Here is a 13,258-nt window from a genome sequence, read left to right as displayed (position 1 = left end):
GGCGATGAGCACGGCCATCGCGGCGGGCGCGGACGCGCCGCTGTGGCAGTTCGGCGCCTTCGTGCGCGTCTGGTTCGCGCGCCTGGTGGGCACCGCAGGCAACCAGATGCTGATGGTGGCCGTGGGCTGGCAGCTCTACGACCTGACCGGCAGCGCCTGGGACCTGGGCCTCGTCGGCCTGCTGCAGTTCGCCCCGGCGCTGCTGCTGGTGCTGGTGGCCGGCCATGTGGTGGACCGTTTCCACCGCGCGCGCATCCTCGCGCTGTGCTTCGGCACGCAGGCGGCGGTGGCACTGGTGCTGGTGCTGGCCAGCACCCAGGGCTGGGCCGGGCGCGGCCTGCTGCTCGGCCTGTCGGTCGTGCTCGGCGTGGTGCGCGCGTTCCAGATGCCGGCCCAGCAGGCCATCACGCCGCTGCTGGTGCCCGCCGCGGTGCTGCCGCGTGCGCTCGCCTTCAGCTCGGCCGGCACGCAGGGCGCGATCATCGCCGGGCCGGCACTCGGCGGCTTCGTCTACGTGGCCGGCGCGGCCGCGGTCTACGCCAGTTGCACCGCGCTGTTCGGCCTGGCCGCCGCACTCGCGCTCGCGGTGCGCTACCACCACGCGCCGCGCGGCCCGCAGGCCATGACGCTCGATTCACTGCTGGCCGGCGTGCGTTTCGTCGCCGGTCGGCCGGTGGTGCTGGGCGCGATCTCGCTGGACCTGTTCGCGGTGCTGCTGGGCGGCGCGACCGCGCTGCTGCCGATGTTCGCCAAGGACATCCTTCAGGTCGGCCCCTGGGGCCTCGGGCTGCTGCGCGGGGCGCCGGCGGCCGGTGCGCTGTGGATGTCGCTGCTGCTGTCGCGCTGGCCGGTGCGCCGCCGTGCCGGGCGGCTGCTGCTCGGCGCGGTGGCGGTCTACGGCGCGGCCACCTTCGGCTTCGCGCTCTCCACCTCGTTGGCGCTGTCGATCGGGCTGCTGGCCGTGAGCGGCGCGGCCGACATGGTCAGCGTCGTGATCCGCCAGACCCTGGTGCAGCTCGAGACACCCGACGAGATGCGCGGCCGCGTCAGCGCGGTCAACTCGGTGTTCATCGGCGCCTCGAACCAGCTCGGCGAGTTCGAGTCCGGCGCCACCGCGGCGCTGCTCGGGCCGGTGGGCTCGGTGGTGCTGGGCGGGCTGGGCTCGATCGCCATCGCGGCGCTGTGGTTCCGCCTGTTCCCGGCGCTCGCCCGGCGCGACGCACTGGTCGAGGCACGACCATGATCCTGCATGTCGACGACGACCTGCTGGTCGCCGACAAGCCGGCCGGCCTGCCGACCGTGCCGGGCCGCCCGGTCGAGCTGCACGACTGCCTCTGGACCCGCGTGCAGGCGACGTTCCCCGAGGCCCTCGTCGTGCACCGCATCGACATGGGCACCTCGGGCCTGGTGGTGTTCGCGCGCACGCCGGACGCTCAGCGCGGGCTTAACCTCGCGTTCGAGCAGCGCCGCGTCGGCAAGACCTACGTGGCGCTGGCCGCCGGCCGCATCGCCGAGGACCAAGGCGAGATCGACCTGCCGCTGATCGCCGACTGGCCCGCACGCCCGCGCCAGAGGGTGGACCGGGTCCACGGCAAGCCCGCACTGACGCGCTGGCGCGTGCTCGAACGCCATGCGGAGCAAACGCGCGTCGAGCTGACACCACTGACCGGCCGTTCGCACCAGCTGCGCGTGCACCTGGCCGCGCTCGGCCATCCGCTGCTGGGCGACGCGCTCTACGCGCCGCCAGCGGTCGAGGCGCTGATGCCGCGCCTGGCGCTGCACGCGCACACGCTCGCCTTCATGCACCCGCGCGCGGGCACGCCGCAGGTGTTCAGCAGCGCGGTGCCGTTCTGAACCTCCGAGTCAGATCAGGGCTCCGCTGGAGCGCTCCCCGCGTTCGTAGACCACGTGGGCGCGGCCCACGAGCAGCGGGTCGAGCGCGCCGATCTGGTCCACGTCCTTCAGCGTGTAGGGCAGCTTGTGCAGCACGTAGCGCATCGCGTTCAGGCGCGCGCGCTTCTTGCAGTCGCTCTTGATCACGGTCCACGGCGCATCGGCCGTGTCGGTCTCGAAGAACATGCCCTCCTTGGCCTTGGTGTAGTCGTCCCACTTGTCGAGCGAGGCCATGTCGATCGGGCTGAGCTTCCACTGCTTGAGCGGGTGCGCCTCGCGCTCCTTGAAGCGGCGGCGCTGCTCCTTGCGGCTGACCGAGAACCAGAACTTGATCAGGTGCAGCCCGCTGCGCACCAGGTGACGCTCGAAGTCCGGGCACTGGCGCATGAACTCCTGGTACTCGGCGTCGCTGCAGAAGCCCATCACGCGCTCGACGCCGGCGCGGTTGTACCAGCTGCGGTCGAACAGCACGATCTCGCCGGCCGTGGGCAGGTGCTCCACGTAGCGCTGGAAGTACCACTGGCCGCGTTCGATCTCGCTCGGCTTCTCGAGCGCGACCACGCGCGCGCCGCGCGGGTTCAGGTGCTCCATGAAGCGCTTGATCGTGCCGCCCTTGCCGGCCGCATCGCGCCCCTCGAACAGGATCACCACGCGCTGGCGCGTCTCTTTCACCCAGGCCTGCAGCTTGAGCAGCTCGACCTGCAGCAGGTACTTCTGCGCCTCGTAGTTCTTGCGCGACATCAGGTACCTGTAGGGGTAGCCGCCGCGGCGCCAGTCCTCGGCCAGCTCTTCGTCGCGCTTGACGCTGCGCTGGCCCGCCACCGCGTCGATGCCTTCCAGCAGCGCGCGCCGCAGCACCGCGGCATCGTCGGGCGCCGCGCCCTCGAGGATGGCGCGCAGGTGCGCGCCGGCGGCCTCGGCACCGTCGCGCTTCAGGATGTCCTGCAGGGCCGCCACCTCGGCCGCCTGCTTGGCCTTCACCGCCTCGTCGACCACCGCGGCGCCGAGCGCGCGCGCGTCGGGGGCCTCGACCACGTCGCCCTCGCCGACGCGGCGCAGGCGGCGCGCCGGACGGCGCGCCGGCGGGGGGTTGGAGGTCTGGGAACGGGCGGTGTCCGGATTGCGGGCCATGATCGATGCTCGGTCGGTCACAAAACCGTCATCCTGCGTCGCGTCAAGACCGGACCGGTTGACCTGTCGCAACCCGGTGGCCTGCCGGGCCCCCTAGCCTGCCCGCATGAACGCACCGACCCTGGAATGGTCCGAGGCGCTGCAGCTCGAGCTGCCGCAGATGGACGACACCCACCGCGAATTCGTCGACCTGCTGGCCGCGGTGCAGGCAGCCGACGACACCGACCTGACAACCCGCTGGAACACGCTGGTGGCCCACACGGTCGAGCATTTCGGCCAGGAAGACCGCTGGATGCGCGAGACAGGCTATGCCAGCGGCAACTGCCACGCCGTGCAGCACCAGGTGGTGCTGCAGGTGATGCGCGAAGGCGCCACGCGTGCCGCCGCCGGCGACCTGCCGCTGCTGCGCCTGATCGCCGGCGAGCTGGCGCAGTGGTTCCCGCAGCATGCGCAGAGCATGGACGCGGGCCTCGCGCTGCACCTGCGCAGCGTCGGCCACGACCCGGCCACCGGCCAGGTCGCGCGCCCCGACGCCCTGCCGCGCAGCGAGATCACCGGCTGCGGCTCGTTGTCCTGTTCCTAGGAGTCTGCGCGGCAGATCAGCGCGGCTCGTAGAGCGGGTGCGCGGGCAGTTCGTCCAGCCGCAGCACCGGCGTGACGCAGGCGTCGACCGGCTCCAGCAGCGCGGCCCAGTCGGCCATCGTCCGCGTGCCGAACAGTTCGGCGAGCTCCGAGCGCAGCGCCATCGCCGCGGCGCTGCCGGGCCGCTGGCCGAGGGTCCAGTGCTGCGCGGCCCACTGCGGCCGGCCGATGGCCTCGCACAGCGCGCGCCAGAACTTCAGCTCGAGCGCGCCGACGGCCAGCAGCCGCCCGTCCATGCAGCGGTAGACGCCGTAACACGGGGCGCCGCCGGACAGCAGGTCGCGCCCCGGCTCGGGCATGCGGCCGGTCGACTCGAGCGCGCTGCGTGCCAGCACATGGTGGCGCCATACTTGGTGCGTCATCGAGACGTCGACGAAGCGGCCGCGGCCGCTGCGCTGCGCGGCCAGCAGCGCGGCGAGCACGCCCTCGAGCGCCGCCTGCGTGCCGCCCATCAGGTCGCCGATCTGGAAGTTCGGCAGCGCCGGCTCGCCATGCGTCGTGGCGATCTGCTCGAGCACGCCGGCCATCGCGATGTAGTTGATGTCGTGGCCGGCACGCTGCGCCCAGGGCCCGCGCTGGCCGTAGCCGCTGATGGCGCACATCACGAGCTTCGGATTCAGCGCCTGCAGCGCTTCCCAGCCGAGGCCGAGCCGGTCCATCACGCCGGGGCGGAAGCCCTCGATCACCAGGTCGGCCTCGCGCGCCAGCGCGAGGAAGCGCTCGCGGCCGGCGCTCGAGCGCAGGTCGATCTCCAGCAAGGTCTTGCCGGCATTCATTGCGCGAAATGCATGGCTCGGGCGCTGCGCCGCGATGTCGTCGTCGCCGCGGCCGATCTCGCGCAGGCCGTCGCCCTGGCCCTCGGCGAGCGGACCCTCGATCTTCAGCACCTCGGCGCCGAGTTCGGCCAGGTGCCTTGTCGCCAGCGGCCCGGGCAGGAGTCGGGTCAGGTCGAGCACCCGGATGCCCTCGAGGGGCAACGGGTCACTCAACGAAACACTCCCTCACGCATCCACTTCGTCGCGACCCACTTCTCGCCCTCCACCACCGGCGCGCCGCCGTGCAGCGTGCGCGAACTGGGGTGGGCGCGGTCGTAGCTGAAGAACACCGCATGGCCCTTGACCGGGGCGACTTCCAGGTGCACGTCCGGGAAGGTGGTGCCGCCGCCGACCTTGGGCGTGTTCAGGTACATCACCAGCGTGCCGACGCGCTGGCCGCCGCGCTTGAGGATGGTGGGCGTGCCGGGCTGGGCCGGGTCGAAGTAGTCGTAGTGCGGCTTGTACTCGGCGCCGGGCCGGTAGCGCAGGATCTGGATGCCCTCGCCGTTCTCCACCGGCCAGTTCACCAGCGCCGCGATGCGCGCCTCGATGCGCTGGCACAGCGGGTTCTCGCCGCGCTCGAAGAACATGCCGTCGCTGGTGCGCGCCGCGTTCACCTCGCTGGCGCCGGTGTCGGTCTTCACGGTCTCGGACCGCGCCAGGCGCCGTCCGGCCAGTTCCATCAGCTCGTCGCACTCGGCGTGGGTCATGAAGTTGCCGAACACCACCACGCGCGGGTTGCGCATCGCCAGCACGACGTCGACCTCGCGGTCGCCGGCCCAGAGCTTCGAGGGCATGCCCCCGGCGGCCGGCAAGGGCTCGGGCACCGGCACCGGGTCCGGCAGCCGGTTGGCCTGGGCGCGATCGTCGAGGAAGCCGCGCAGGGTGTCCTCCAGCGCCGCGATCGCCACGTCTTCCTGCCAGCCGCTGGTCTTCATCGACGCGAGCACGGCCTCCGGCTGAACGCCGGCACGCGCCTGCTCGATGATCCATTGGCGCAGTTCGGGGGTGATCGCTTGAGCACTCATGGCGCAAATTCTGCCGCAGCACCAGGCCCGGATTGTTGCTCGATGTCAGCGCCCCGCGCGCCACAGCGGCGCGAGGAAGACCAGCCCGATCGCCGGCCCGACGGCCAGCCAGGGCAGCACCTGCGCCAGCGGCAGTGCATGCGCCAGGTCGACGAACAGCACGATGGTCGCCGTGGTGATCGAGAAGCCGATCGCGTTCACGAAGGTCAGCACGCTGCCCACCATCGCGCGCGGCGCATTGGCGGCGGTCAGGGCCGAGAACTGCGGCGAATCGCCCACCGCCGTGGCGCCCCACAACAGCAGCCAGGCCACCCACAGCGGCGTGGGCGCCTCGAGCATCCAGGGCGCGAGCAGGCCGCACAGGCCGCTGCCGGCCAGCATCGCGCCGGCCACGCGCGCGCCGCCCAGGCGCGCGGCGAGCAGCCCGCCGCCGGCGCAGGAGACGAAGCCGACCGCGATGGCACCGAACACCCACCACGACACGGCCGCGCCGGCCCAGCGCTGCGCCACGATCAGCGGCAGCAGCACGAAGAAGGCGTACAGCTCGCCCATGTGGCCGAAGTAGCCGAAGGCCGAGGCGCGCACCTTGCGGTCCTGCCAGATCACCGCCAGCGCCCGCGGCGTGATGCGCGCCGCCGGCGCGAGGTGCGGGCCGTCGGGCACCCCCAGCGCCATCGCCAGTCCGCCGGCCGCGGCCACGCCGGCCACCGCGAGCATCACGGCCTGCCAGTCCCACTGCGTGCCGAGCGCACGCAGCGCGAACGGCAGCGAGGTGCCCAGGGCCAGCGCCCCCACCAGCATGCCCAGCGCCCAGCCGAGCCCGCGGTCGTACCAGCCGGCCGCGATCTTCATGCCCACCGGGTAGATGCCGGCCAGCGCGATGCCGGTGGCGAAACGCAGCGCGAGCAGCGTGTCCAGGCGCGGCGGCAGCAGCGCCGTGGCCGCGGCGATGGCGGCACCGGCCAGCGAGCTGGCCAGGAACACCAGGCGTGGCGAGAAGCGGTCGGCGATCGACAGCAGCGCGAAGGCGAAGGTGCCGGCGATGAAGCCGAGCTGCACCGCCGAGGTGAGCCAGCCCACCGCCTCGGCCGGCAGGCCGGCCTCGCGCTGCAGGTCGGCCATCACGGCGTTGATGGCGAACCACAGCGAGGTGCCGGCGAACTGCGACAGCGCGATGACCGGGAGGATGTGCCCCGGCTTGTTCATGCGGCGCGGCGCCGGAACACGAGTCGATCGGGCGTGGACACGCCGGCGTCGAAGGCATAGCCCTCGGCGTCGAAGCCGGCGAGCGCCTCGGGCGAGTCGATGCGGTTGAGGATCGCATGGCGCGCCATCGCGCCGCGCGCGCGCTTGGCGAAGAACGAGACGATCTGCCAGCCGCCGGGTTTCCAGTCCTCGAACACGCACTCGACCACGCGGGCCTTCAGTGCCGGGCGCAGCGCCGCGCGGCTGTACTCCTGCGAGGCGAGGTTGACCACCACCGGCGCGCGCTGGCCGCGCTGCAGCCGGTTCAGGTGCGCGGCCAGCATGTCGCCCCAGTACGCGTACAGGTCGCGCCCGGCCGGGTTGCGCAGCGCGGTGCCCATCTCGAGCCGGTAGGGCTGCAGCCGGTCGAGCGGGCGCAGCAACCCGTACAGGCCCGAGAGGATGACGAGGTGCTGCTGCGCCCAGCGCAGGTCGGCCAGCGAGAGCGTCTTCGCCTGCAGGCCGTCGTAGACGTCGCCGTCGAAGGCGAGCACCGCGGGCTTGCTGTTGTGCTCGGTGTGGCGCGGCCGCCAGGCCGCGTAGCGCGCGAAATTCAGCGTGGCGAGCGGGTCCGACAGGTCCATCAGCGCGGCCACCTGCGCCGGGGTCTGCGGCCGCAGCAGCCCGATCAGTTCGGCGGCACGGTCGACGTATTGCGGCCGCGTGGCCTCGGCGAGGATGTCCGCCGGCACCGGCGTGTCGTAGTCGAGCGTCTTGGCGGGGGAGAGCAGATACAGCATGGCGCGCGATTGTGCCGCCCCGCCTCGATCGCCCGGCGGCTCAGCGGAAGTCGCGGCTGCGCGCCACCAGCCCCTGCAGCAGCGGCGTGTGGTCGACCAGCTTGAGCGCCACCAGGTGCGCGACCTCGCCCTCGCGCTGCCAGCGGCCGTAGACCGTCAGCAGCCGCGCGCCGACCAGCGGCCGGTGCTGGGCCTGCGCGACCGTCGGCCAGACGATCACGTTGACCGCGCCGCTCTCGTCCTCCAGCGTGACGAAGATCGTGCCCTTGGCCGTCTCGGGCCGCTGGCGGTGCGTGACCAGGCCGCAGGCACGCGCCAGGCGGCCGTGCGGATAGTCCTTCAGCACCGCGGCGCTCTGCACCTTGAAGGCGGCGAGTTCCTGGCGCAGCAGCGCGAGCGGATGGCGGCCGAGCGTGAGGCCGAGCGCGCGGTAGTCGGCCAGCATCGCGTCGACCTCGCTCGGCGCGGCCAGCAGCGGCGCCTGCCCCTCGTGCACGCGGGTCTCGCGCAGCAAGGCGGTGGGCCGCGTGTCGACCCCGGCCACGGCCCAGGCGGCCTGGTGGCGGTGACCGGCCAGCGAGCGCAGCGCATCGGCACGCGCCAGCACGTGCAGGTCGTGCGCGTTCAGCGTGGCGCGGCGCGCCATGTCCTCGACGCCGTCGAACGGCCGCTCGGCGCGCGCCTGCACGAGGCGCCGCCCGGCCTCCTCGGCGAAGCCGTCGATGCGGTTCAGGCCCAGTCGAACGGGGCGCAAGCCCTCCCCCTCGCCCTCGAGCGTGCATTCCCAGTCGCTGACCGCCGCCTCCACCGGCCGCACCTCGACGCCATGCGCCCTTGCGTCGCGCACCAGCTGCGCCGGCGCGTAGAAGCCCAGCGGCTGGCTGTTGAGCAGCGCAGCGAGGAAGGCGTCCGGGTGGTGCCGCTTGATCCAGCAGCTGGCATAGACCAGCTGGGCGAAGCCGGCGGCATGGCTCTCCGGGAAGCCGTATTCGCCGAAGCCCTCGATCTGGCGGAAGATGCGCTCCGCATACTCGCGCTCGTAACCCTTGTCGACCATGCGGCCGACGAGCTTCTGATGGAACGGCCCGAGCCCGCCCTTGCGCTTCCAGGCCGCCATCGCGCGGCGCAGCGCGTCGGCCTCGCCGGGCGTGAAGTCGGCCGCGAGGATGGCGATCTGCATCACCTGCTCCTGGAAGATCGGCACGCCCTTGGTGCGCGCGAGCGCGGGCCGCAGCGCGGCGGGGTAGTCGAGCTCCTCGTCCGGCTTGCCGCGGTTCTTCAGGTACGGATGCACCATGCCGCCCTGGATCGGCCCGGGCCGCACGATCGCCACCTCGACCACCAGGTCGTAGTAGCAACGCGGCCGCAGGCGCGGCAGCATGCTCATCTGCGCGCGGCTCTCGATCTGGAACACACCCACCGTGTCGGCGGCGCAGATCATGTCGTAGGTCTGCGGATCCTCCCGCGGGATGTCCTGCATGCGGAACTCGCGGCCCTTCTTGCGGCCGATGTCGATCAGCGCCCGCCGCAGCGCGCTGAGCATGCCGAGCGCCAGGATGTCGACCTTGATCAGCCCGAGCGCGTCGAGGTCGTCCTTGTCCCACTGCACGACGCTGCGGCCTTCCATGCTGGCGTTCTCGACCGGCACGAGCTGCTCGATCTGGTCGCGCGCGATCACGAAGCCGCCGGGGTGCTGCGACAGGTGGCGCGGAAAGCCGATGAGCTCGCGCGTCAGCTCGACCCACTGGCGCACCAGCGGCGCCTCGGGATCGAAGCCGTTCTCGCGCAGCCGCTCGGCACTGACGCCGCGTTCGTCGAACCAGTGGTGGCCCTTGGCGACCGCGGCCACGCGCTGCTCGTCGATGCCGAGTGCGCGGCCCACGTCGCGCAGCGCGCTGCGCGGCCGGTAGCTGATGACCACCGCGGTGAGCGCGGCGCGGTGCCGGCCGTACTTGCGGTAGATGTACTGGATCACCTCCTCGCGGCGCTGGTGCTCGAAGTCGACGTCGATGTCGGGCGGCTCGCGCCGCTCGGCGCTGATGAAGCGGCCGAACAGCAGCGTGGCCTGGCGCGGATCGACCTCGGTGATGCCCAGGCAGTAGCACACCAGCGAGTTGGCCGCGCTGCCGCGGCCCTGGCACAGGATGCCCCGCTCCTCGCGCGCCCAGCGCACGATGTCGGCCACGGTGAGGAAGTAGGGTTCGTAGCCGAGCTGGTGGATCAGCGCCAGCTCGTTCTCGATCTGGCGCTCGAACTCCTCGGGCAGGCCGTCCGGGAAACGCCGCGGCACGCGTTCGTAGGTGAGCTGGCGCAGCCAGGAGGTGGGCGTGTGGCCCTCGGGCACCAGCTCGCGCGGGTACTCGTAGCGCAGCTCCGCCAGCGAGAACGTGCACGACGCGGCCAGCGCCACTGCGTTCTGCAACCACTCCGGTTCGTACAGCAGCGCGAGGCGGGTGCGGGCACGCAGGTGCTGCTCGGCGTTGGACGCGAGCACGGCGCCGCACTCGGCCACGGGCTGGTTCAGCCGCGTGGCGGTGAGCATGTCCTGCAGCGGCTTGCGCGAGCGCACGTGCATCAGCACGTCGCCGGCGGCAACGATGCGCAGGCCGGTCAGCGCGGCGACGCGGCGCACGTCGGCGCGCAGCCGGTCGTCGCCCGGGCGCAGCAGCAGCTCGAGCGCGATCGCGCAGCGCTCGCCATCTTCGAACCAGGTCTTGAGCCAGCGCGCCTGGGCGAGCAGGGTCTCGAACGGTTGCGAGGCGTCCGGCACCAGCAGCGCGAGGCAGCCCGGCAGGCCGGCGAGGAAGGGGGCGCTGGGCACGCCGCCTTCGAGATCACCCGCGTGCGCCAGGTACTCACCCTTGGGCGCGCGCCGGCGTGCGACCGTGATCCAGTGCGACAGGTTGCCGTAGCCGCGCCGCGACCGGGCCAGCAGCACGAGGCGCGCCGCGGCCAGCGGGTGGGCCGGCGCGGGGGCGGACGCGCCGTCACCCGGCGCGGGCACGAGCCGCATCTCCGCGCCGATGATGAGGCGCAGCGTCGGCGGCGGCAGCTCCTGCTGGCGGCAGCGCTCGCGCTCCTCCTCGAGCGCGAGGTGCGCGCGCACGACCCCGGCGAGCGAGCCTTCGTCGGTGATCGCGAGCGCGGCATAGCCCAGCTGCGCGGCACGCAGCACCAGCTCGCCGGGCTGCGAGGCCCCGGTCAGGAAGCTGAAATTGCTTCGGCAGTGCAGCTCGGCGTAGGCCGGCAGGCCGCGGGGACGGCGCGGACGCTCGGCGACGGCGGGCGCGTCGGGCCGGTCGGGGGTGACAGGTAACACGGCGGGTCGGGTTCACGGGCGAAGCGGCCCGGGTTGGCGGGGCCCGGGTACGGCGGCCAGGAGAACGCCGCGCCGGGCGGCATCGCGGCGCCGGGCGAGAGCTGGTCCAGCGGGCTGCGCACCGCGCCGCCGCCGAGCTTGAGCACGTGCGTGTAGATCATCGTCGTGCTGACGTCGGCATGGCCGAGCAGTTCCTGCACGGTGCGGATGTCGTAGCCCGACTGCAGCAGGTGCGTCGCGAAGGAATGGCGCAGCGTGTGCGGCGTGGCCTGCTTGTGGATGCCGGCCTGCTGCAGCGCCTGGCGGAAGGCACGCTGGAAGGTCTGGTCGGAGAGGTGGTGGCGACGCGGCGTGGGCGGCGCGGCGTCGTCGGCGCCGGCCGCGCGGCCCAGCGGACGGCTGCGCGGATCGATCGACAAGGTGAGCTGCGGGAAGACCCAGAACCAGGCCCAGGACTCGGCCGCGCGCGGGTACTTGCGCTCGAGCGCGAAGGGCACCTGCACCCCGGGCACGCCCGCCGCGCGATCCGCCTCCCAGAGGGCATGGACCTGCGCGAGCTGGCGGCGCAGCGGGGCCTCGAGCGCCGCGGGCAGCATCACGACCCGGTCCTTGCCGCCCTTGCCCTCGCGCACGACGATCGCGCGGCGGTCGAAATCGAGGTCCTTCACGCGCAGGCGCAGCGCTTCCATGATGCGCAGGCCGGTGCCGTAGAGCAGCTGGCCGAAGAGGTGGAGCACGGGCAGGTGCGCCAGCCCGGCCAGCACGCGCGCCACCTCGTCGTGCGAGAGCACCACCGGCAGGCGCGCCTGACGCTGCGGGCGACCGATCTCGTCCATCCACGGCATGCGCTGGTGCAGCACCTTCTGGTAGAGGAACAGCAGCGCCGAGAGCGCCTGCTTGTGGGTGGCCGGCGCGACCTGGCGCTCGGTGGCCAGCCAGGTGAGGAAGGCCTCGACCTCGGCGCCGGACAGCTCCGCCGGGTGGCGCAAGCCGTGGTAGCGGATGTAGGCCCGCACCCAGTGCACGTAGGCCTGCTCGGTGCGCAGGCTGTAGTGCATGTAGCGGATCTGCATGCGCAGCAGATCGAGCAGACGCGCGGGGCGCGGGCCCGTCACCGGGCCGGCAGGGGGAGCTTCCATCGTGGACGGCCTTGGGCTGAAGTGATACTGTATATATATACAGCTTTCTCGCGCCCACCTCAAGCACCCATGTCATCGAAGTCGCCCCGCCCGCTCCCACGCGCGCCGCAGACGCCGCGGCCCGATGCCGACGACTCCCTGGCCTTGCACCACGAGCGCGACCCGCGTCCGGCCGTCGCCGGCAGCAAGCTGCGGGTGATCAAGACGATCGCTCCCGAAGCGCGCGGCGCGAAGGCGCTGGCCGATGTCTACGGCGAACAACTGGTGTGCATTCGCCATCGCCTCGACCCCAGCGGCCGCGTGCGGCTCACCACGGTGGAGGTGGTCATCTCGGCCGCGCGCCTGCAACTGCGCCCGAGCCCGACCGTCGCCGTGGTGCTGCCGTTCGACGCGCACGCGCTGCGCCAGCGCGTGGCGGCGGCCGGAGGCCGCTGGGACCCCATCGCCAAGGTCTGGCGCCTTCGCCGCGCGACCGCCATGGCGCTCGGCCTGCGGAAAAGAATCCGCGAGTGAAAGGGCGGCAGATCCGGACGCCCTGGGTCAGGTCTGCCCACCTGCGGTCAGAATCGACTACCGTTGTGTGCTGTCGAAAGCACGTTAGGCGCCAGATGCCACGCACTGCCCTCCGTCGCGTCATTGCGAAGCGCACCTACGATCTCGCCAACGAGATCGGCACTAGTAGCCGCCCAGTCATGCTCGCGTTCTCAGCGCCAGTACGCGAACCGGGCTCAGGTTCCTTTCGGTGCTTCTTCCGCATCGCCGGTCTTCAGTACCCAGTGCTCCGCTACGCGGTAGGCGCCGATGCAGTCCAGGCAGTGCTACTGGCGACCGTGAATGCGGCTTCCCTTCTGTACGCCTCCAACGAGTGGAAACAAGGGCGATTGACGCAACACGGGAGCAGAAACCTAGATCTTCCTGCCGTCAGTCACGCTTTCGGTGACGTGGTACCAGACAAGACGCTTGTGCTTGTCGTGTAGCGCCCGCACAGAGTCACTCAATTGCGCGCCGCAACCAAACCTCGACTCCCATGCAGTTCCAAGCTCATGCACTCTGCGCGTCCAGTGCGCAGCCCGGAGACTGACGCCTAACCCTTCGCTGGAGCGGGACCTCCACCGGCATGGCACTTGGCCCGCGAGGCGCTCGCTGTCATCATCCGCCTCGCGGGCCAAGTGCCATCCCGGCGTCGGCCCCTCAGCTCAAACGTTAGGCCGCACAGCCACCTTCTCGTGACACTCGCCCTCTCGTTTGCCGACTCCGAAGTTTCGTCCGTCGAGGCAAGCGACAGCAGTCTTCGCATCCGCTTGTC

General features: G+C 72.1%; 12 protein-coding genes. 5 read left to right on the top strand and 7 right to left on the bottom strand.

Annotated features, from left to right (window positions below):
* The first annotated feature begins 4 nt into the window (after positions 1-4).
* Positions 5-1,243 carry an MFS transporter gene (locus D9C15_RS31740; RefSeq protein WP_128003484.1) on the top strand — a complete coding sequence of 413 codons (1,239 nt, stop codon included), beginning with the start codon at positions 5-7 and terminating at the stop codon, positions 1,241-1,243.
* A complete protein-coding gene (locus D9C15_RS31735; RefSeq protein WP_128003483.1) occupies positions 1,240-1,854 on the top strand; it encodes an RluA family pseudouridine synthase in 615 nt (204 codons plus the stop codon). Before D9C15_RS31740 ends, D9C15_RS31735 begins: the two co-directional genes overlap by 4 nt.
* Positions 1,855-1,863: 9 nt before the next feature.
* Here the strand turns inward: D9C15_RS31735 and ppk2 are convergent, their stop codons facing one another.
* Positions 1,864-3,024, bottom strand: a complete 1,161-nt coding sequence (gene ppk2 / locus D9C15_RS31730; RefSeq protein ID WP_128003482.1) for a polyphosphate kinase 2 — start codon at positions 3,022-3,024, stop codon at positions 1,864-1,866.
* A gap of 106 nt (positions 3,025-3,130) precedes the next feature.
* Here ppk2 and D9C15_RS31725 point away from each other — a divergent pair, with 106 nt between their 5' ends.
* Complete coding sequence (locus D9C15_RS31725; RefSeq protein ID WP_128003481.1) at positions 3,131-3,607, top strand: hemerythrin domain-containing protein; 477 nt, start codon at positions 3,131-3,133, stop codon at positions 3,605-3,607.
* A 16-nt stretch (positions 3,608-3,623) separates the two neighbouring features.
* Here the strand turns inward: D9C15_RS31725 and D9C15_RS31720 are convergent, their stop codons facing one another.
* The 6 genes from D9C15_RS31720 to D9C15_RS31695 are packed head-to-tail and all read right to left on the bottom strand — an operon-like array spanning position 3,624 to position 11,952.
* Positions 3,624-4,655: a CaiB/BaiF CoA transferase family protein gene (locus D9C15_RS31720; protein ID WP_128003480.1), complete on the bottom strand. Its 1,032-nt coding sequence runs from the start codon at positions 4,653-4,655 to the stop codon at positions 3,624-3,626.
* Positions 4,652-5,509, bottom strand: a complete 858-nt coding sequence (locus D9C15_RS31715) for a 2OG-Fe(II) oxygenase (protein WP_128003479.1) — start codon at positions 5,507-5,509, stop codon at positions 4,652-4,654. Before D9C15_RS31715 ends, D9C15_RS31720 begins: the two co-directional genes overlap by 4 nt.
* A gap of 45 nt (positions 5,510-5,554) precedes the next feature.
* Complete coding sequence (locus D9C15_RS31710; protein WP_128003478.1) at positions 5,555-6,715, bottom strand: MFS transporter; 1,161 nt, start codon at positions 6,713-6,715, stop codon at positions 5,555-5,557.
* Complete coding sequence (yaaA, locus tag D9C15_RS31705; protein ID WP_128003477.1) at positions 6,712-7,494, bottom strand: peroxide stress protein YaaA; 783 nt, start codon at positions 7,492-7,494, stop codon at positions 6,712-6,714. The genes D9C15_RS31710 and yaaA overlap by 4 nt, the downstream gene beginning before the upstream one ends.
* A 40-nt stretch (positions 7,495-7,534) precedes the next feature.
* Positions 7,535-10,726, bottom strand: coding sequence for an error-prone DNA polymerase (locus D9C15_RS31700; protein WP_445669286.1), 3,192 nt, complete (start codon positions 10,724-10,726; stop codon positions 7,535-7,537).
* Entirely contained in the window at positions 10,696-11,952 is a 1,257-nt protein-coding gene (locus D9C15_RS31695) for an integron integrase (protein WP_128003476.1), read from the bottom strand. Before D9C15_RS31695 ends, D9C15_RS31700 begins: the two co-directional genes overlap by 31 nt.
* A 144-nt stretch (positions 11,953-12,096) precedes the next feature.
* Here D9C15_RS31695 and D9C15_RS31690 point away from each other — a divergent pair, with 144 nt between their 5' ends.
* The gene (locus tag D9C15_RS31690; protein ID WP_128003475.1) at positions 12,097-12,465 is read left to right on the top strand and encodes a hypothetical protein; all 369 of its coding nucleotides are present in this window, start codon (positions 12,097-12,099) and stop codon (positions 12,463-12,465) included.
* A gap of 95 nt (positions 12,466-12,560) precedes the next feature.
* Positions 12,561-12,929, top strand: coding sequence for a DUF6968 family protein (locus D9C15_RS34635; RefSeq protein WP_375138834.1), 369 nt, complete (start codon positions 12,561-12,563; stop codon positions 12,927-12,929).
* Positions 12,930-13,258 lie beyond the last annotated feature (329 nt).

It is taken from the genome of Piscinibacter defluvii, assembly GCF_004011805.1.
Taxonomy (GTDB): domain Bacteria; phylum Pseudomonadota; class Gammaproteobacteria; order Burkholderiales; family Burkholderiaceae_C; genus Piscinibacter; species Piscinibacter defluvii.
This window is presented reverse-complemented; position numbering and strand designations above follow the sequence as displayed.

Bases quoted from the DNA above. Each gene is read 5' to 3' on its own strand.
- D9C15_RS31740 (WP_128003484.1), top strand. From the start codon at position 5: ATGAGCACGGCCATCGCGGCGGGCGCGGACGCGCCGCTGTGGCAGTTC.
- D9C15_RS31735 (WP_128003483.1), top strand. From the start codon at position 1,240: ATGATCCTGCATGTCGACGACGACCTGCTGGTCGCCGACAAGCCGGCC.
- ppk2 (WP_128003482.1), bottom strand. From the start codon at position 3,024: ATGGCCCGCAATCCGGACACCGCCCGTTCCCAGACCTCCAACCCCCCG.
- D9C15_RS31725 (WP_128003481.1), top strand. From the start codon at position 3,131: ATGAACGCACCGACCCTGGAATGGTCCGAGGCGCTGCAGCTCGAGCTG.
- D9C15_RS31715 (WP_128003479.1), bottom strand. From the start codon at position 5,509: ATGAGTGCTCAAGCGATCACCCCCGAACTGCGCCAATGGATCATCGAG.
- D9C15_RS31710 (WP_128003478.1), bottom strand. From the start codon at position 6,715: ATGAACAAGCCGGGGCACATCCTCCCGGTCATCGCGCTGTCGCAGTTC.
- yaaA (WP_128003477.1), bottom strand. From the start codon at position 7,494: ATGCTGTATCTGCTCTCCCCCGCCAAGACGCTCGACTACGACACGCCG.
- D9C15_RS31695 (WP_128003476.1), bottom strand. From the start codon at position 11,952: ATGGAAGCTCCCCCTGCCGGCCCGGTGACGGGCCCGCGCCCCGCGCGT.
- D9C15_RS34635 (WP_375138834.1), top strand. From the start codon at position 12,561: ATGCCACGCACTGCCCTCCGTCGCGTCATTGCGAAGCGCACCTACGAT.